Annotated in this window: 14 protein-coding genes and 1 pseudogene; 5 read left to right on the top strand and 10 right to left on the bottom strand. The window is 64.9% G+C overall.

Annotation, left to right across the window (positions count from 1 at the left end; all coding sequences use genetic code 11):
• Positions 1-7 precede the first annotated feature (7 nt).
• Positions 8-2,365, bottom strand: coding sequence for a glucan 1,4-alpha-glucosidase (locus X741_RS01000000166930; RefSeq protein WP_245272745.1), 2,358 nt, complete (start codon positions 2,363-2,365; stop codon positions 8-10).
• A gap of 208 nt (positions 2,366-2,573) precedes the next feature.
• Between X741_RS01000000166930 and X741_RS147975 the strand changes: the two genes are divergently transcribed.
• From X741_RS147975 to X741_RS01000000166925, 5 genes and pseudogenes are all read left to right on the top strand, one after another.
• Positions 2,574-3,587, top strand: coding sequence for an ABC transporter substrate-binding protein (locus tag X741_RS147975; protein WP_023778844.1), 1,014 nt, complete (start codon positions 2,574-2,576; stop codon positions 3,585-3,587).
• Positions 3,588-3,630: 43 nt separating this feature from the next.
• Positions 3,631-5,100, top strand: a complete 1,470-nt coding sequence (locus X741_RS147980) for a sugar ABC transporter ATP-binding protein (RefSeq protein WP_023778843.1) — start codon at positions 3,631-3,633, stop codon at positions 5,098-5,100.
• A gap of 1 nt (position 5,101) precedes the next feature.
• Positions 5,102-6,082: an ABC transporter permease gene (locus tag X741_RS147985; protein ID WP_023778842.1), complete on the top strand. Its 981-nt coding sequence runs from the start codon at positions 5,102-5,104 to the stop codon at positions 6,080-6,082.
• Positions 6,083-6,085: 3 nt separating this feature from the next.
• Positions 6,086-7,033 (top strand): ABC transporter permease, encoded by a 948-nt coding sequence (locus X741_RS147990; RefSeq protein WP_023778841.1) that lies wholly within the window; start codon positions 6,086-6,088, stop codon positions 7,031-7,033.
• A 125-nt stretch (positions 7,034-7,158) separates the two neighbouring features.
• Positions 7,159-9,239 (top strand): annotated as a pseudogene (locus X741_RS01000000166925) (3-hydroxyacyl-CoA dehydrogenase NAD-binding domain-containing protein).
• 114 nt (positions 9,240-9,353) lie between these two features.
• Here X741_RS01000000166925 and X741_RS147995 read toward each other — a convergent pair.
• The 9 genes from X741_RS147995 to X741_RS148035 all read right to left on the bottom strand — a co-directional run bounded on the left by X741_RS147995 (position 9,354) and on the right by X741_RS148035 (position 17,820).
• On the bottom strand, positions 9,354-10,862 hold the full coding sequence (locus X741_RS147995; RefSeq protein WP_023778840.1) for an aldehyde dehydrogenase family protein: 1,509 nt from the start codon (positions 10,860-10,862) through the stop codon (positions 9,354-9,356).
• Between the two features lie 20 nt (positions 10,863-10,882).
• Positions 10,883-11,227, bottom strand: a complete 345-nt coding sequence (locus X741_RS148000; protein WP_013892333.1) for a cupin domain-containing protein — start codon at positions 11,225-11,227, stop codon at positions 10,883-10,885.
• Positions 11,228-11,249: 22 nt separating this feature from the next.
• The gene (locus X741_RS148005; protein ID WP_023778839.1) at positions 11,250-11,591 is read right to left on the bottom strand and encodes a cupin domain-containing protein; all 342 of its coding nucleotides are present in this window, start codon (positions 11,589-11,591) and stop codon (positions 11,250-11,252) included.
• Positions 11,592-11,691: 100 nt separating this feature from the next.
• The gene (locus tag X741_RS148010) at positions 11,692-12,042 is read right to left on the bottom strand and encodes a cupin domain-containing protein (protein ID WP_023765963.1); all 351 of its coding nucleotides are present in this window, start codon (positions 12,040-12,042) and stop codon (positions 11,692-11,694) included.
• 229 nt (positions 12,043-12,271) lie between these two features.
• On the bottom strand, positions 12,272-13,546 hold the full coding sequence (locus tag X741_RS148015; protein WP_023778838.1) for a glycosyltransferase: 1,275 nt from the start codon (positions 13,544-13,546) through the stop codon (positions 12,272-12,274).
• Between the two features lie 13 nt (positions 13,547-13,559).
• Entirely contained in the window at positions 13,560-14,633 is a 1,074-nt protein-coding gene (locus X741_RS148020) for an ABC transporter ATP-binding protein (protein ID WP_023778837.1), read from the bottom strand.
• Complete coding sequence (locus tag X741_RS148025; protein WP_023778836.1) at positions 14,630-15,421, bottom strand: ABC transporter permease; 792 nt, start codon at positions 15,419-15,421, stop codon at positions 14,630-14,632. Before X741_RS148025 ends, X741_RS148020 begins: the two co-directional genes overlap by 4 nt.
• Positions 15,422-15,675: 254 nt before the next feature.
• Positions 15,676-16,518, bottom strand: coding sequence for an ABC transporter permease (locus X741_RS148030; protein WP_031250220.1), 843 nt, complete (start codon positions 16,516-16,518; stop codon positions 15,676-15,678).
• A 237-nt stretch (positions 16,519-16,755) separates the two neighbouring features.
• Entirely contained in the window at positions 16,756-17,820 is a 1,065-nt protein-coding gene (locus X741_RS148035; RefSeq protein ID WP_023778834.1) for a spermidine/putrescine ABC transporter substrate-binding protein, read from the bottom strand.
• Positions 17,821-18,042: the final 222 nt, after the last annotated feature.

Genomic DNA, 18,042 nt, shown 5'->3' with positions numbered 1-18,042 from the left:
TTAGCGACTATCCTGCTCGCCTGATGTGACGGAGAAGTCGACATTCTCCCAATCGCCGGTCCCGGGCCAGAAAAAAGTGAAGGTCAGCGTGCTTCCGCTGGGCAGGGCGACAGGCAGATCGACAACATGGATGCCGAAAGCATTCTCTTCGGTCTTGCTGTCCTGGGCGGTCGTCCAGTTGTCGATGCTCCAATGCACCGTGGCCGGAGCCAGCAGCTCGACACGCAACGTCTTGCCCCCAGGCAGCGTGCGGATCTTGTTGTTGAAGCGCCATGTCCTGAACGGCGATACGGTCCTGTCCTCGATGTAGCGCTTCACGCCTTGCGGCGGCATGTCGAAGACCGCGCCGCGGCATGGCGCTGCCCGATGGCCTGCCGCGCAGCAGTTCGCGCTCGGGCATGTCGGGGCCGTCCCAGACCTGTTCCGGCAACAGGCCACCCGTTCCGGCGGATCGTTCCAGCGTGTCGAGCAGGCCGGCGGCCTTGTCCTTGCGGCCCGCCGCCAGCTCGTAGTGAGCGCGCTCGCCGGCGAGCAGCGGCCACGGCCGGCCCTGGCCGGTGCCGTCGAAGGGCGAGCCATCTTCGTGCTCGCCATAGCCGTCGCCATTGTAGCGGTACCAGAGCGGCCCTTGCGGCAATGCGCAGCGCAATTGCGCGTCGATGACCTTGACGGTGTCGACGATGCGCGGATCGTCGGCTGCCCGGAGGCCAAAGCGGACCAGCGCCAGCGCATCCGGGCTGACGATCTCTTGCGCCGGCCGATCGGTATCGCCAGGTGGCCGGTTCTTGATCGGGACAAAGCCGTCCTTCGGCGAGCCGGCCTCGGCGCTGTCAGGTGGCGCGATGCGGACATAGTAGCCGTCGACGCCGGCCACCTCGCAGGTGGCCGTGGCGGTGACATAGGTCCAGCGCTCGACCTGGTCATTCCAGACGTCCGCGGTCTCGCGCAGATAGGTTGCCGCGTCCGCCTTGCCGCAGGCGTCAAGCAGATCGGCGGCGGCAAGCAATGCGGCGATCTCGACGGCGAGCGTGAACGGGCTGTAGCCGGCGTCTTCTTCCCAGCGGTCCTCGCCGGTGACGGGTCCGTTGCGCACGACATAGGTTGCGGCGCGCTCGATCATCGGCTGGAAGGCGGCGAGCCTGGTACGTGGCAGGTGCCCGGCACGGTGCAAGGCATCGGCCAGCAGCAGCGGAAAGGCGCATTCGTCCATCTGGATGCCGGGCCAATAGGCGGATCCGTCGAGCCAGGCGTTCTGCGGCCAATGACCGTCCGGCTGCTGGATGGAGCTGAGATAGTCGAGGATCTGCAGCGCCGAGGCGGCATCGCCTGCCGCGAGAAATCCGCCCGCCGTCTCGACCAGGTCGCGCGGCCAGACCAGATGGTAGCCGCCGAGGTCGTCGTCACCCTTGTCGAAGCCCCAGGGGATGGACAGGCTGGCGACCGTCGCGCCCGGCGCCGCGATCGAGCGGTGCGTCGCCAGGACAGCGGTGCTGGTTCGATAGCTGTTGACCCCGGACGCCGCTCGCCGGTCCAGAGGCAGCAGCCCGGCCTGCCATTTGCGCCAGTTCTGGACGCAGGACTTTGCTGCCGGCTCAAAACCTCGCTTCAGGCTGGCGAAGGCGTTTTCCGCGGCCTCATCCGGTGTCGCGCCAAAACCCAGCGCCAGCACGGCCTTTGTCCTGGCCGATGTGAAGCCGATCTCGCCGGTCAGCGCGACATTGCCGTTCTCGGCGCGCTGGCAGGCTGGATCGAGCTTGCCGGCATGGGTCAGTTGCTGCCAGCCGTCGGAGAAGCCGACATAGCCAGCCGAACAGTCTCGCCAGGGCAGCGACGAAGCCAATGCCAGACAAGAGCCGCGCCCCGAGGCGAACAGCATGGATTTTCCGTCGTGGGCGCCGATCCAGGCGGTGTTGCCCATGCCGGCATTGACCAGATGCGGCGCCAGCAAGGCGTAGATGCGGTAGTCGCCAGCCGAGCCCTTGAGCGGCGTGAAGGTAATTTCCTGTAGCAGTGCGGCGCGGGCCGGGTCGGCAAGGATGCGCTTTTCGATGCGGTAGGCGCCATCGTTGGCGGTGTTGACCAGCCTGTAGGCCGGCACGCCGTCCTCGAACGGCTCGATGGCGTGCGCGGCATCGCGCTTTTCCTCCGAGAAATAGCCGTCGGGACCGGTGACGAGCAGGCCGAGGTCGCGGGTGCAGGCGCTGTCGAGCCGCGGATAGTAGATTTCGTTGAGGGTGCCGTGGCTGATGGTGAACCAGATCTGGCCGGCCGGCGAAAGCGAAGTGCCGACGCCACTCTTGGCGCTTGACGTCCAGCGCGCCGGAATTCCCGGGGCGCCCTGGGCAATTTTTGGCGTCACTTGCATTCTGTTTCGGTCTCCTGACCCACTCCCTAGACAGGACCCGGAGCCATTTCAATCATTGCACCGCAAGTTGATCGGCACGCCCCGCTGATTGCAGTTGACAGCCCGCCGGCCTTCTGCACTTTTGTCTGACAATAGATAAAAAACAGGTACGCAAGCGCGATAGTCACCAACAGCCCTCAAGACCAGCAACTCTCGGGAGGAGTACGACATGAAGAAGCTATTTGTCCTCGGCACGCTCGCAGCGGTGCTCACCGTCGGCACGGCACTTGCCGACACCAGCGGCAAGAAGATCGCATTCTCCAACAATTACGCCGGCAATTCATGGCGGCAGGCGATGCTCGACAGCTATGGCATCGTCACCAAGAAGGCGGTCGACGACAAGGTCGTCGGCGCCGCCGACATCTTCACCACCGCCGACAAGGAAGTGCCGACGCAGGCAGCCCAGGTGCAGAACCTGATCCTGCAGGGCTACGACGCCATCGTCATCAACGCGGCTTCGCCCGACGCGCTCAACGGCGCCATCAAGCAGGCCTGCGACGCCGGCATCGTCGTCGTCTCCTTTGACGGCATCGTCACCGAGCCTTGCGCCTACCGCGTCGTGGTCGACTTCAAGGACATGGGCAAGCAGGAAGTCGAGCAGATGGCCAAGTTCCAGCCCAAGGGCGGGAACCTGCTGGAAATACGCGGCCTGGCCGGCACGTCGATCGACGATGCCATCCATGCCGGCATCCTCGAAGGCGTCGCCGCCCATCCCGAGTTCAAGATCGTCGGTTCGGTGACCGGCGACTGGGATCAGACCACTGCGCAGAAGGCGGTGGCGACCATCCTGCCGTCGCTGCCGGATGTCGTCGGCATCGTCGACCAGGGCGGTGACGGCTATGGCGCCGCGCAAGCCTTCGCCGCCGCCAACAAGCCGCGCCCGACCATCATCATGGGTAACCGGCAGGACGAGCTGAAGTGGTGGAAGGAACAGAAGGAGAAGGACGGCTACCAGACCTGGTCGGCCTCGATCGCGCCAGGTGTGTCGACGCTCGCTTTCTGGGTGGCGCAGCAGGTGCTCGACGGCCGCAAGGATATTCCGCACGATCTCCTGGTGCCCTATCTGGCCTTCACCCAGGACGATTTCGAGGCAGCCCTGCCGAAGATCAAGGAGGGCGGCGTCGCCACCCACGAATACACGCAGGAAGAAGCGGCGGCGGCCATCAAAGCCAACATCAAGTGAATGCGGCGTTGGCGTCCATACTGGCGAGCGGATATTGTTGAGCATGCCTGAAGGGAACGCCGACATCATCAGACTGAACGGCGCCGAAAAACAATTCGGCGCCGTTCGCGCGCTGGGCGGGGTGGATTTCCATGTCGGGCCCGGCGAGTGCGTCGGCCTGGTCGGCCACAATGGCGCCGGCAAATCGACGCTCATGCACATGGTGGCGGGCACGTTGACGCCCGACAGCGGCAAGATCGGCGTGCATGGCGCCGTCGAGGACAGCTACTCGGTGTCGCGCGCGCAGCAGCTCGGCATACGCTGCGTGTTCCAGGAACTGTCGCTGTGCCCCAATCTCAGCGTCGCCGAGAACACGCGCATCAACCACGCTTCGCTCACCGGCTTCGGCTGGCGGCGCAAGGCGGCCGAGCTGATCTCGGCCAAGCTCGACGAGATTTTTCCCGGCCACAGCATTTCGGCATCGGATATCGTTGCCGACCTGTCGATCGGCCGGCGCCAGATGGTCGAGGTCGCCCGTGCCTTCACGGTCACGCAAGACCGGCTCGACCTCGTCATCCTCGACGAACCGACATCCTCGCTCGACGCGCATACGGCCGGCCAGCTGCTCGCCTTCGTGCGCCGTTTCGTGGCGGGCGGCAAAAGCTGCATCCTGATCTCGCATGTTCTGGGCGAGGTGCTGCGCAATGCCGACCGCATCGTGGTGATGCGCGACGGCAAGGTGGTGGCGTCGGACGCGGCGGATGCCTTCGATCGCGACCGGCTGGTGACGGTGATGGGCGGGGCGGAGGCGCGCCGCAAGATCGCGGCGCAAGCCGCTGCCGCAAAGCCCGAAGCCAGTCCGCTGCGGGTGCAGGCGCGGCCCGCCGCGCAGAAGGACGGCACCGACCTTGTCGCCCGTGCCGGCGAAATCATCGGCCTTGCCGGGCTGGCCGGACACGGGCAGACCGACCTGCTGCTGTCGATCTTCAGTGCGGCCTCACGCGCCAAGAAGGGTATCGAAGTGACGGCGCCGGTGGCGCTGGTGGCCGGCGACCGCCAGTCGGACGGCATCTTTCCGCAATGGTCAATCGCTGAGAATATCGGCATCGGTTCGCTTGCACGCCTGCGCAACGGGCTTTTGATTTCGCCGCAACGCGAGGCCGAACTGGCGCGGTCCTGGCAAAAGAAGATCGGCATTCGTACGCCGGACATGAACAACAACATCTTTTCGCTGTCGGGCGGCAACCAGCAGAAGGCGCTGTTTGCCCGCGCCCTCGGCTCGGATGCACAGATCGTGCTGATGGACGACCCGATGCGCGGCGTCGACATCGGCACCAAGCTCGAAGTCTACGACCTCGTGCGCGAAGAGGCCGGCCGCGGCCGCACTTTCCTCTGGTACACGACCGAAACCGAAGAGCTCGACAATTGCGATCACATCTACGTCTTCAAGAACGGCCGCATCGTCGCCAATCTGCGCCGCGACGAGCTGACCGAAGAGAAGATCATCCAGTCCTCCTTCGGCGATGCGGCCTGAGATGACGGCGGCGACACTCGAAAACGGTCTCAAGGCGTCCGCGGCGCGCGGCAGCGCGGCACGCGCGCGCCTGCTGCGCGGGTTGCTGCCGGCGCTGTCGCTGGCGCTGGTGCTCATCGCCATCGCCTGGCTCAACCCGCGCGCCATCAGCTATTTCGGCTTCAGCCTGATGCTGAACCTGGCGATCCCGATCGCGCTGGCGACGATCGCGCAGATGTTCGTCATCGCGGGCAACGAGCTCGACCTGTCGATCGGCACCTTCGTCGGTTTCGTCGGCTGCGTCACCGCGACCTGGCTGAAGGATGCTCCGCTGATCGGCGTCGCCATACTGCTCGGCTCGATCGGCATCTATGCGCTGCTCGGGGCGCTGATCCATCTGCGCAATTTGCCGTCGATCGTGGTGACGCTCGGCATGAGCTTCGTCTGGCAGGGGCTGGCCATTCTCGTGCTGCCCAAGCCGGGCGGCAAGGCGCCGGACTGGCTGCTGGCGATCATGTCCTTCAAGCCGCCCTTCGTGCCGTTTCCGATCATCGCGGCACTGCTGATCGGGCTCATCGTCCATTTCGGCCTGATGCGGACCTCCTATGGCGTGATCCTGCGCGGCTCCGGCGGCAATCCGGCTGCGCTCAAGCGCGCCGGCTGGTCGCTGCTCAAGACCAAGATCGTGCTGTTCGCGCTGGCCGGCCTGTTCGGCGTGCTGTCCGGCATGGCGCTGATCGGCATCGCCACCTCGGCCGATGCCAATATCGGCAATGGCTACACGCTGCTGGCGATCGCCGGCGTCATCCTCGGCGGCGGCGAGTTCGTCGGCGGCCGGGTGTCGCCGATCGGCGCGGTGATCGGCGCGCTGACGCTGGCGCTGGCCGCTTCGCCGCTGCTCACCTTCATGCACATTCCGCCCGACTGGCAGGTGGCCGCCAACGGCGCCATCCTGATCATCGTGCTGGCGGCGCGGGTGCTGATCAGCCGCAGGGAGAGGTAAGCGATGGCATTGGTGAAATCGCTGGCCGGCAAACCCTGGATCTGGTCGTTCGTCGGCGCGCTCGTGGTGTGGCTGGCGACGATCGCCTTCACCGGCGGCTATGGCGGTGGCGGCATGGTCACGGCGGCGCTGTCGCTCGCCGTGTTCACGGTCATCGTCGGTGTCGGCCAGATGTTCGTCATCACGCTCGGCCCGGGCAATGTCGACCTGTCGCTGCCGGCCAATATCGGTCTTGCCAGCGCGGTCGCCATGAAGGTGATGGGCGGCAGCGATTCCATGATCGTGGTCGGCCTGCTGGCGGCGCTCGCCTGCGGGGCGGCGATCGGCGCGGCCAACTATCTGCTGATCTGGGCGCTGCGCATCCCACCGATCATCGCCACGCTGTCGGCAAGCTTTATCATCCAGTCGATCGACATCAGCTATGGGCGCGGGCTGCAGATCAAGCCGCCGCCGGGCTTCGCCAATTTCGCCAACTGGCAGATCCTGGGCGTTCCGGTGCTGGCGATCCTCACCGTGCTGTTCACCATCGGTGCGGCCATTGCGCTGCAGCGCATGATCTATGGCCGCTCGGTGCTGGCGATCGGCCAGAACATCCGCGCCGCCTGGCTCGCCGGCGTCAATGTCGGCCGCATCCGTTTCCTCACCTACACGCTGTCGGGCACGCTCGGCGGCATCGACGGCGCGCTGCTCGCCGGCTATTTCCGCGGCGCCAATGTCGATATCGGCAACGAATATCTGCTGGCCTCGATTGCCGTGGTGGTCATCGGCGGCACGTCGGTCGCCGGCGGCAAGGCCAATGTGCCGGGCGTCTGGGGCGCGGCGCTGTTTTTGGTACTTCTGCTGACCATGCTCAACACCTTTGGGGTCAGTGCCGGCGTGCGGCTGCTGCTGACGGGGCTGATTATCGTTGGCGTGATCACGGCGGCGGGTGGGGAGAGGGCGGTTCGGTAGTATTTCGCGCCTTCGCCGCCCTACAGCCCTTCCGTACAAGCATTGTGCCAGTGCGACGCGCGGTTCCCATTCGCGGCGCGGCCTAGTAAACCCTCCCGATCGCAGCCGGTCTCGGGAGGTTCAGCTTGTCCAGTTTTGTCAGCGTCACCAGGGACAATGATGTCGCCGTCGTCACCATCGACAATCCACCGGTCAACGCGCTGAGTTTTCACGTCCGCGAACCGCTGATGCAGGCGCTGGTTGCCCTGCGCGACGATGTTTCGGTCGCGGCAATCGTCATCGCCTGCGCCGGCCGGACGTTCGTCGCCGGCGCCGACATCACGGAGTTCGGCAAGCCGATGCAGCCGCCGGAGTTGCGCGCTATCGTCGCCATGCTGGAAACCATCGCCAAGCCGACCGTTGCCGCCATCCACGGCACCGCGCTCGGCGGTGGCCTGGAACTGGCGCTCGGCTGCCATTTCCGTGTGGCCGATGCGCACGCCAGGCTTGGCCTTCCCGAAGTGAAGCTAGGCCTCTTGCCGGGTGGCGGTGGCACAGTGCGGCTGCCGCGCCTGGTCGGCCCGGTGAAGGCATTGAAGATGATCGTCTCGGGCACGCCGATCGGCGCGGAGGAGNGGAGGAGGCGCATGCTGCCGGTCTCGTCGATGCCGTCTTCGAAGGCGATCTAGCTACACATGCCGTGAACTTTGCCCGGGAGTTGGCCCGCAAGGGTGGTCCCTTCACGCCGGTGCGTGATCGCGATGACCGCCTCAAGGAAACCGACCTGGCGGCCTTCGATGCCGAAGTGGCCGATCTTGCCAGGAAGGCGCGGGGCCTCGAGGCGCCGATCGCCTGCGCGCAAGCGGTGCGCAATGCCGTCACGCTGCCCTTCGACGAAGCGCTGGCGGCGGAACGGGCGCTGTTCGCTGGACTGGTCGCCAGCGATCAGTCGCGCGCGCAGCGGCACCTGTTCTTCGCCGAACGTGAGGCGGCAAAGGTTCCCGGCAAGGACATCGTTAAGCGCAGGATCGCGCGTGTCGGCGTCATCGGCGCCGGCACGATGGGCGGCGGCATCGCCATGGCCTTCGCCAATGGCGGTTTTTCGGTCACCTTGCTGGAGACCAGCGAGGAAGCGCTGCAACGCGGGCTGGGCACGATCGAGAAGAACTATGCCGTCTCCGTTTCGCGCGGTTCCCTTACCGAGGACGCCAAGCGTCAGCGGCTCGCCCAGTTCAAGGGCTCCACCGACTATGCCGACCTCGCAGGCTGCGACCTGATCGTCGAGGCGGTGTTCGAGGACATGGCGGTGAAGAAGGAGGTGTTCGGCAAGCTCGATGCGGTGGCCAGGCCGGGCGCGATACTCGCCACCAACACCTCCTATCTTGATATCGACGAAATCGCCGCCTCGGTCTCGCGGCCGCAGGACATGGTCGGCCTGCATTTCTTTTCGCCGGCCAATGTCATGAAGCTGCTGGAAATCGTGCGGGCCGACAAGACCGCGCCGGATGCGCTGGCGACCGTCGTCGACCTGGCGCGGCGGATCGGCAAGGTGGCCGTCGTCGTCGGCGTTTGCCACGGCTTCGTCGGCAACCGCATGCTGGCGGCACGGGGTTCGGAGTCGGAAGCGCTTCTCCTGGAGGGTGCGACACCCAGCCAGATCGACAAGGCCTTCACCGATTTCGGCTGGCCGATGGGGCCGTTCCAGATGGGCGATCTCGCCGGCCTCGACATTGGCTGGCGCAACCGCAAGGCGCGCGGCCAGACGGCCGTCATCGCCGACACGCTGTGCGAGCAAGGGCGCTTCGGCCAGAAGACCGGCCGAGGCTTCTATCTCTATGAGACCGGCGCGCGGTCAGGCATTCCCGATCCCGAGGTGGAGGCGCTAATCCGCGACAAGGCGGCCGAGCGCGGCATCGAACCGCGCGCGATCGGTGCGGACGAAATCATCGAGCGCACGCTTTATCCGTTGGTCAACGAGGGCGCGAAGATTCTCGAGGAAGGCATAGCTGCCCGTGCATCCGACATCGATGTCGTCTGGGTCAATGGCTACGGTTTTCCAATCGGCAAGGGCGGCCCGATGTTCTGGGCGGGCCTCGAAGGCGCGGCCAGGATCGTCGAGCGGCTCGAGCATTGGCACCAGCGGACCGGCAAGGATGTGTTCAAGCCGGCCCCGCGGCTTAAAGCGATGGCTGAGACCGGCTCCTGGGAGGCCGGCGCGACGGGCTGATCACACGGCGGTCGATGAGCGGTTTCGTCCGCGCGCCTGCCCTGGTCTCACGGGTATTGGTCGAAGCGATCGAGACGTACATGGGCCTGGCGCGCCCTTGCCACGCCGTAGCTCTCACACGTGCTTGCGGCCGCCGGCCTCGCGGAACCAACTGTCGGGGTAGGGGTACCACCATTCCTGGATCACGGGCTTGTGGTCGATGATGACCATCTTGGAGCGGCGGAAGGCATCGAGCCCCTGGCGTCCGAGCTCGCGGCCGAGGCCGGAAGCCTTCCAGCCGCCGAAGGGCAGGGCGTCGTTGTCGATCAGCGGATTGTTGACCCAGACCATGCCGGCCTCGAGCCGTTCGGCGGCCTCATGTGCTTCGGCGAGATCGGTGGTGAAGACGGAAGCGCCAAGCCCAAACGGGCTGTCGTTGGCGAGCCGGATCGCCTCGTCGAAATCTTTCACCCGGCAGATCGCGGCGACCGGGCCAAAGCATTCTTCGCGCACGATCGCCATCTCCGGGGTGACGCCGGTCAGGATCGTCGGTTCGTAGAACCAGCCGGTGTTGTGCGCCGGCGGGATGCGCCCGCCGGTGACTGCGGTGGCGCCGTTGCGGATGGCATCGTCGACCAGCCGCATGACCTTGGTGCGAGCGGCCTCGCTGACCAGCGGGCCGATCTCGGTCTTGTCCATGCCGTTGCCGATGCGCAGCGCGCGCGTCCGTTCGGCGAAAAGCGCGACGAAGCGATCATGAACGGCGTCGACGACGAAGAAGCGCTCTGCCGAGGTGCAGACCTGGCCGGTGAGGTGGAAGGCCGCAGTGACGCTGCCGGCTGCCGCGACCTCCAGCGGGGCGTGTTCGCTGATGATCAGCGGGTCACTGCCGCCCGCCTCGATGACACAAGGCTTCATGCGCTCGGCGCAGGCGACCGCGACGGCCTTGCCGGCGGCGACCGAGCCGGTGAAGGCAACGGCATGGGTGCGGTCGGAGGCAATCAGCGCCTGCGCCGTGGCCGCTCCGCCGGGCAGGCAGGAGACCAGGCCTTCGGGCAGCGCGCGGAACACGGTCATGTAGTCCAGCGTCGACAGCGTCGTCGCCTCGGCCGGCTTGATGATGCAGGCGTTGCCGGCGGCGAGCGAAGCCGCCACCGTCCAGCACATCAGCAGGATCGGGAAATTGTAGGGCATGATGTGGACGGACACGCCGTAAGGTTCGTAGCGCGCATATTGGAACGAACCGGCCTGCGTCGTGCCGGCGATCTTGCCGGCATCGTCGCGCGCCATCTCGGCATAGTAGCGGAAGATCGGCGCGCAATTGGCTATCTCGCCGATGGCTTCCGGATAGGGCTTGCCCATCTCGCGCACCATCAGCTCGGCGCAGCGGGTGAAGTCGGCCGCCTCGATGGCATTGGCGACGGCGTGCAGGTGCTTGGCCCTGCTTTTGGAGTCGAGCTTCTTCCAGGCGGCCTGCGCCGTGGTCACGGCGGTGAGCACGGCGTCGATCTCGCCATCGCTGGCCGCAGCGATCGCGCCGACGGTTTCCAGCGTCGCGGGGTCGATCACCGGTTTTGACGCGCCGGCCATCGGCCGGTAGTCCGGATTGACGAAGAAGGTCGGCCGGTCAGGGGAGAAGTTCATGGACATCCTCTCGGATCCGATCAGCGGATCATGTAGACCTTCTTGATCGTCTCATGGACGGTGCAGACGCCCTTCCAGTCCTGCGGGAAGAAGGCCGCCGTGTCCGGCTCGATCTCGATGACCTCGCCGGATTCATGCACATAGGTGCAGCTTCCTTCGAGGAAGTGGCAGAATTCGTCGCGGGTCACATGGCAGTGCCATTTGCCTGGTGTGCAGACCCATAGACCGCATTCGGAGCGGCCTTCCGGCCCTTTGTAGAGCAGCTTGCCCGAGGTGTGGGATTGCCCCTCGATCATGGTCGGGATGACGCCCCAGTCGACGAGGTCGGTGACGGCGAGCGGCGATTGCATGATTGGCGTGGTCATAGGGATGTCCTCGAAAGAGTGCTCAGCGGCACATGAAAGCCTTGGTCAACGTTTGGGTGATGATGGAAATGCCGGCCCAGCCGGCGGGAAAGAACACCAGCGTGCCGGCCTCGATCGGAATCTGTTCTCCGTTATCATGGACATAGCTGCCGTGCCCCGACAGGAAGTGGCAGAACTCGTCCGACGCAAAGGTCACCTTGCGGGTGCCCGGCGTGCAGGACCACAAGCCGCATTCGCTCGATCCGTCCGGGTTTTGCGACAGGATCCTGCCCGACGCGCGCGGCGCGCCAGCGAGCGTGTTGGCGCCCGCGCCCCAATCCTCCAGTTCCACGGTCGAGGCCTTCGGCCAATGCGGTGTCGGCATGTCTTGCTCCTGTGCAGCGGATTCTTGCTTGAGCATGATCTTGTCCGAAAACCGGTTCCCACTTTTCGCTGTCGCGGTCCTTCGGTTCGGGATCATGCTTTCACGCCAGCATGTAGACGTTGCGCATGGTCTCATGCACCGTGCATTCGCCCGTCCAGCCGGCGGGGAACATGACCACGGTCCCGGCCGAGACTTCTATCATTTCGCCGACATCCGAGCGGTAGGTCGCGTGGCCGGCGACGAAATGGCACAATTCGTCGCGCGGGATCGAGAGCCGCCAGCGGCCAGGCGTGCACACCCAGATGCCGGATTCCGGCTGGTTGTTGGGCCCCTTGTGCAGGAGTTTGCCGGTGGAGTGCGAAGTGCCTGCCAGCGCATCCGACTGAATGCCCCAGTCGACGAGGTCGGTCCGGGTGGAGGCTTGGTGGAGGTGCGGGGCGGAGGAGGTCATGGCTGTGCTCCATAATCAAACGCGATCCGTTGCCGCTCTACGAGGCCCCCCTCTGTCCTGCCGGACATCTCCCCCTCAAGGGGGGAGATTGGCAGTTTCTGCGGCGGCGCATTCCTTACGACCTTCGTGATTGGCGAAACCAATGGTGACAGCCGATCTCCCCCCTTGAGGGGGAGATGGCCGGCAGGCCAGAGGGGGGCGCCTTGGCTCGGCATATCAATCATCTCGATCACAGCAGCGCCTCCAGCAACCCCGCCGCCTTCTCAGGCCCGTTCTGCGCGTGCATCTGCGTGGATGTTTTCGCCAGCTTCGCTTTCATGGCCGGATCGGTCAGGCAAGCCTCGATCTTTGCGACCAGCTCCGCATGGGTCCAGTCGTAGCGCGGCATGCCGAAGCCGTGGCCGGTTTCCTCGACGCGGGTGGCGTTGTCGTGGCCGTCCCAGACATAAGGCATGATGATCGCCGGTCTGCCGAAATAGAGGCACTCGGTGAACGAGTTGTTGCCGCCATGGTGAATAACGGCATCGACCTGCGGGATGACCGAGGGCTGCGGAAACCAGCTGTCGACGATGACGTTGCCGGGCACGTCCGTGTACTGGTCCTTGTAGCCGCCGACATTGACCAGCGCGCGGTAGCGTGTGTTGCCCAGCGTCGCGATGATGCGCTTCAACAGCTCGACATCGCCGGCGCCGAGGCTGCCGAAGGAGACGTAGAGCAGCGGCCCGTCATTGTTCTTCGCGAAGGTCGGCACCGTATAGGGCTTCTCCTGGCGCACGCAGCCTTCGAGATACTGGAATTTCACCGGGTCGAGCGGATGGCGGCGCCTGAACTTGGCCGCCTCGGGATAAAGCAGCAGGTTCAGATGGGGCGAGGCCTCGAAGAACTGGCCGATCGGATAGGGCGCCTCGTTGTTGGCGGTGAGGAAGGCGTTGAAGTCGTCATGGATCGGCTTGATCACTGCGTTGAAATGATCGCGGTAGCGCTGGTGTCCGGCATGGTCGTTCTCGCCGCAGCCTGAGAGATGGGGCGGGATGTCCTCGTCCTCGATCTCGTTTTCCGAACAGGAGATGACCCGCACCCACGGCCTGCCGTACTGCTTGATCGCCGGGAACAGGATGACGTTGTCGACGCAGATGACATCAGGCTTGATCTCAGCCAGGACGCGCGGCAGGTCCTTCTGCGCCCATTTAGCGCTGTCGACGATCGCGGTCCAGCAATCCTTGACGTAATTGTCGACCTGGTCGTAGGGCGATTTGCGGAAATTCGGGATGTGGCCGTTGATGAAATCCTCCCAGAATTTCGCCATCTGCTCTGGCGGCATCGGCTCGGACAGGTTCACCGGATGCGCCTCGAAGCCGTAGACCTTGTAGACGTCGACGAAGCCGGGATCGGACAGGAACACGGCTCTGTGGCCGCGCGCCTCGACGGCTTGCGCGATGCCGACGGAATTGAGCGCCGGGCCGTAGGCGGCTTCTGGAAAAAACGCGATCGTCTTCTGCGCCATCAGGCTTCTCCTGTTATTCTGCAAAAATTCTGACGTCGGCGGCGTCCCAGCCGAGTTCGACCTGGTCGCCTGACGAAACCGGCCGGCGATCGGCGGCGTCTGCGGTGACACGCACCAGGAACGGTTTGGACGACAGCGGCGTGCGGACATGCAGCTGCAAGTCGAGCCCTTGATAGGCCAGCGCCTCGACCGTTCCGGTGGTGCGGTTGGCGGTGTCTGCTGACGGGAACAGTCGGATGCGTTCGGGCCGCACCGAGGCCACCGCCGATGCACCGGTCGAAAGCGCTGCCGGAAGTTTGCCGGCGATGCGCGAACCATTCGCGGCCATCACGCCGTCGGCGGCGGCCTTGCCCGGCACGAAATTCATCACGCCGATGAAATCGGCGACGAAGCGATCCGCCGGATGCTCGTAGATCGTATGCGGCGTGTCGCATTGCAGCAGCTTGCCGTCCTTCAGCACCGCCATGCGGTCGGCCATGACAAGCGATTCCTCCTGGTCGTGGGTGACGATGACGAAAGTGATGCCGACCTCGTGCTGCAGGCGCTTCAATTCCAATTGCATGGCGCCGCGCAGCTTCTTGTCGAGCGCGCCGAGCGGCTCGTCGAGCAGCAGCAGCCTTGGCCGCTTGACCAGGGCACGGGCGAGCGCGACGCGCTGCTTCTGGCCGCCGGACAATTGCTCCGGCTTGCGGTCGGCGAAGGGGACGAGTTCGGTGGTTGCCAGAATGGCGTCGACCCGGGAGCGGATTTCTCCAGCCGGCAAACGCTCCATCTCCAGGCCATAGGACACATTGGCCCGAACACTCATGTGCGGGAACAGCGCGTAGGACTGGAACATCAGGTTGACCGGCCGCTTGTTGGGTGGGGTGCGGGCAATGTCGCGGCCGTCGAGCAGGATACGGCCGCCATTTGGCGTCTCGAAGCCGGCCAGCATGCGTAGCAGCGTGGTCTTGCCGCACCCGGAGGGCCCGAGCAGCGCGAAGAACTCGTTCTCGCGGATATCGAGCGAGATGCCATCGACGGCGGTGACGCGGCCAAAATTCTTCGACACATGATCGATGGCCAGCAGCGTGCGCGGTTCGCTCATTGGCCGATAATCCCACGGTTGAGCCGCTGCGACAGGGTGAGCGCGGTGATCGAGACCGCCATGACGATGGTGGCCAGCGCGTTGATCTCCGGCGTGATGCCGAAGCGAATCATGGCGTAGATCTGCATTGGCAATGTCGTCGAGGCGCGTCCGGCGCCGGCGGTGAAGAAGGCGATGATGAACTCGTCGACCGACAGCGTGAAGGCAAGCAGGGCTCCGGCGACCACCGCTGGCAGGATGACCGGCAAGGTCACGCGCCGGAAGGTGGTGAGCGCGGAGGCGCCGAGGTCGGCTGAGGCTTCGACGATCGACCAGTCGAAACTCTTCAGTCTTGCCCGTACCACGGAGCAGACGAAGGCGAGGTTGAAGACGACATGGGCGAGGATGATGGTGTGCAGGCCCATGGTCAGGTTGAGCATGGAAAAGAACGACAGCAGCGCGATCGCCAGCACGATGTCGGGGATGATCATCGGTGCGAAGATCAGCGCTTCGAGCCCCTTGCCATATTGCCGGCGCATCTCGACGCCGATCGCCAGCAGCGTGCCGAGCAAGGTGGCGATGGCTGTCGAGACCAGCGCCACGATCAGCGTGTTGAGCGCGGCGGACAGGATCGCGGAATTGCCGGACAGCGAGACATACCATTTCAGCGAAAAGCCCGACCATGCCGTCGGCAGACCGCCCTCGTTGAAGGACAGCGCTACCAGGACGGCGATCGGGATGTAGAGGAAGGCGAAGACGAGAACGAGGACCGTCCGCATGCCGAGAGTGCGGGTAAAGGATTGATTCATCTCGTACCTCCGGTTGCTTGGAGTCGAGTGAACGAGCTGCGTCCTTCTCCCCGTTCACGGGGAGAAGATGCCGGCAGGCAGATGAGGGGCAGCGCGAACTTACGAAGGCATGGCGCCGCNGTTCACGGGGAGAAGATGCCGGCAGGCAGATGAGGGGCAGCGCTGAGCATGGCAAAGACTGGCGCCGCCCCTCATCCGCCCCTTCGGGGCACCTTCTCCCCGTGAACGGGGAGAAGGCAAGGATTGCGCCGCGCTCAGCCATCGGAATTGCCTTTCGCCTCAGCCGCACGCCCCGAGGCGCGGTCGGCGGCGAGCGCCTGTGCCATCAGCACGAGAAGCATGATGGCGATCAGCGCCATGGCCAACGCCGCGCCGAAGGGCCAGTCATTGGCGGTGAGGAACTGGTCGTAGACGAGGTTGCCGATCATCTGGAAGCGGCCACCGCCGAGCAGAGCCGGGGTGACGAAATTGCCGATCGACAGCACGAAGACGAAGACCGCGCCGGCGGCGATGCCGGGCACGGTCAGCGGCAGGATGATACGACGAAACGTGGTCATGGCCGAGGCGCCAAGATCGCGCGAGGCCTCGGCGAGTTCCGGGTTGAGGCGCGACAGCGGCGCGTAGCAGGCGAGGATCACGAAGGGCAAATAATTGTAGACCAGGCCGGCGATGACGGCGCCTTCGGTATAGAGCATCGATGGCGGCTCGCCGGTGTAACCGAACCAGCGCAAGAGCTGCGTGATCAGCCCTTCGCGGTTGAGCAGGACGATCCAGGCATAGGTGCGGATCAGATAGTTGGACCAGAACGGCAGCACGGCGAAGAACAGGAACACTGGCTGCCACCGGCGCGGCGCGGCCGCGATCGCGTAGGCGGCGGCATAGCCGATCACCACCGCGATGAGGGTCGCGGTCCCGGCGATGCGCGCCGATTTGAGGAAGATGCCGGCATAGAGCGGGTCGAAGACCAGCCCGAAATTCTCCAGCGTGAAAGTGTAGTCGATGCCGCCATAGATACCGCGCCGGAAGAAGGCGAGCGCCAGCACCAGCGCGCAGGGAATCACCATCAGCGCGGTCAACCAGACCAGCGCCGGCGTCATCAGGAGGGCGGAGCGGGAGGGGAGGTGTTTCACGAAACGCCCCCCTCTGCCCTGCCGGGCATCTCCCCCTCAAGGGGGGAGATTGGCTGTGGCATCGCCTTCGTCAATCTCCAATGCTTAAGGGCGAGCGGAACATCAGAACTGCTGATCTCCCCCCTTGAGGGGGAGATGGCCGGCAGGCCAGAGGGGGGCGCCACGGAACGCAAGCTTGATTCCAGTAACCGAAATGTCGGCCGCCTACTGCGCGGCCTTGATCTCGCTGACGATCTTGGAATAGTCGCGCTGGGCTTCGCCGACGTCACGCAGCTGCTCGAACTTGACGAGGTCGGCCACCGGCATCGCCATGTTGGGGAATTTGGCCAGGAAGTCGGCCGGCAGGCTCTCCATCGCCGGCTTGTTCGGCACCTTGTAGTCGATGTTCTGCGCCGCCCAGGCGTGGTTCTTGGCATCGAGCATGAAGTTGATGAACTGGAAGGCGGCGTCCTTGTTGGCGGAAGCCTTCATCACCACCATCGTGTCGACCCAGAGGTCCGAACCCTCCTTGGGAATGACGTATTTGATCTCGGGCTTGTCGGCGATGCCGTAGTTGCACCAGCCGTCCCAGGCCTGCACCATCAGCGCCTCGCCCGAGACCAGCTTGGAATAGAAGGTGGTGTCGTCATAGGCGAGCAGGGTCTTCTTGGCCGAGATCAGGAGGTCCTTGACCTCGGCCATCTTGGCCGGGTCGGTCTCATTGACGGAAAACCCCTTGTCGAGCTGGCCGGCGGCGAGCAGCCAGCGATCGGTCGCCAGCATGGTGGTCTTGCCCTTCAACGCATCGGAGGGCGCCAACAGGTCGCTCCAGCTCGTGGGCGCGGTCTTCACCAGGTCGGAGCGGTAGCAAAGGCCCGTCGTGCCCCAGGTGTAAGGCACGGAGAAAGTGTTGCCGACATCGTGCGGCAGCTTGGTCGCTTCCGGGTAGAGGTTCGCGAGGTTCGGGATCTTGGCGTGGTCCATCGGCTCGGTCAGGCCAAGCTTGTTCAGCACCTCGGCAAAGGGCGAGGAGACGAAGACCACGTCATAGCCCTTGCCGCCGGCGGCGATGAGCTTGCCCATGATTTCTTCATTGGTGGCGTGCACCACCACTTCGCCGGAAACGCCGGTCGCGGCCTTGAAGGCGGCCATGGCATCGGGCGCCATGTAGCCGTCCCAGTTGGAAATGACGAGGTCGGCGGCGACAGCCGGCGCCGACAGCGCCATGGCGAGGCCGAGAGCGATTGAAGAGACCTTGAGCGCACGGCGCCGCGGGCTGGTAGCGGTCATGGCAGACTCCCATTCGGGTTGATCGTCGAATTCTGTGCTGGACCCGGCGCGATCTGTCTCGCGGCTCCGATCCTGTTCCCTCGGTCTTTTCCTGCCGATTGTCCGCACCGTACTATTGCAGAAAAAAGTACGTCAATCCATAATTTGACGAGTGACCGAGGAATCTGCGCGACCGAGCAATCCAGCCGATTGCGTCCGGGAAGCCGATCGGTCAAATCATGC

Source organism: Mesorhizobium sp. LNHC221B00 (genome assembly GCF_000502935.1).
Classification (GTDB): domain Bacteria; phylum Pseudomonadota; class Alphaproteobacteria; order Rhizobiales; family Rhizobiaceae; genus Mesorhizobium; species Mesorhizobium opportunistum.
Note: the sequence above shows the minus strand (reverse complement) of the source record. Positions and strands in the feature narration are given on the sequence as shown.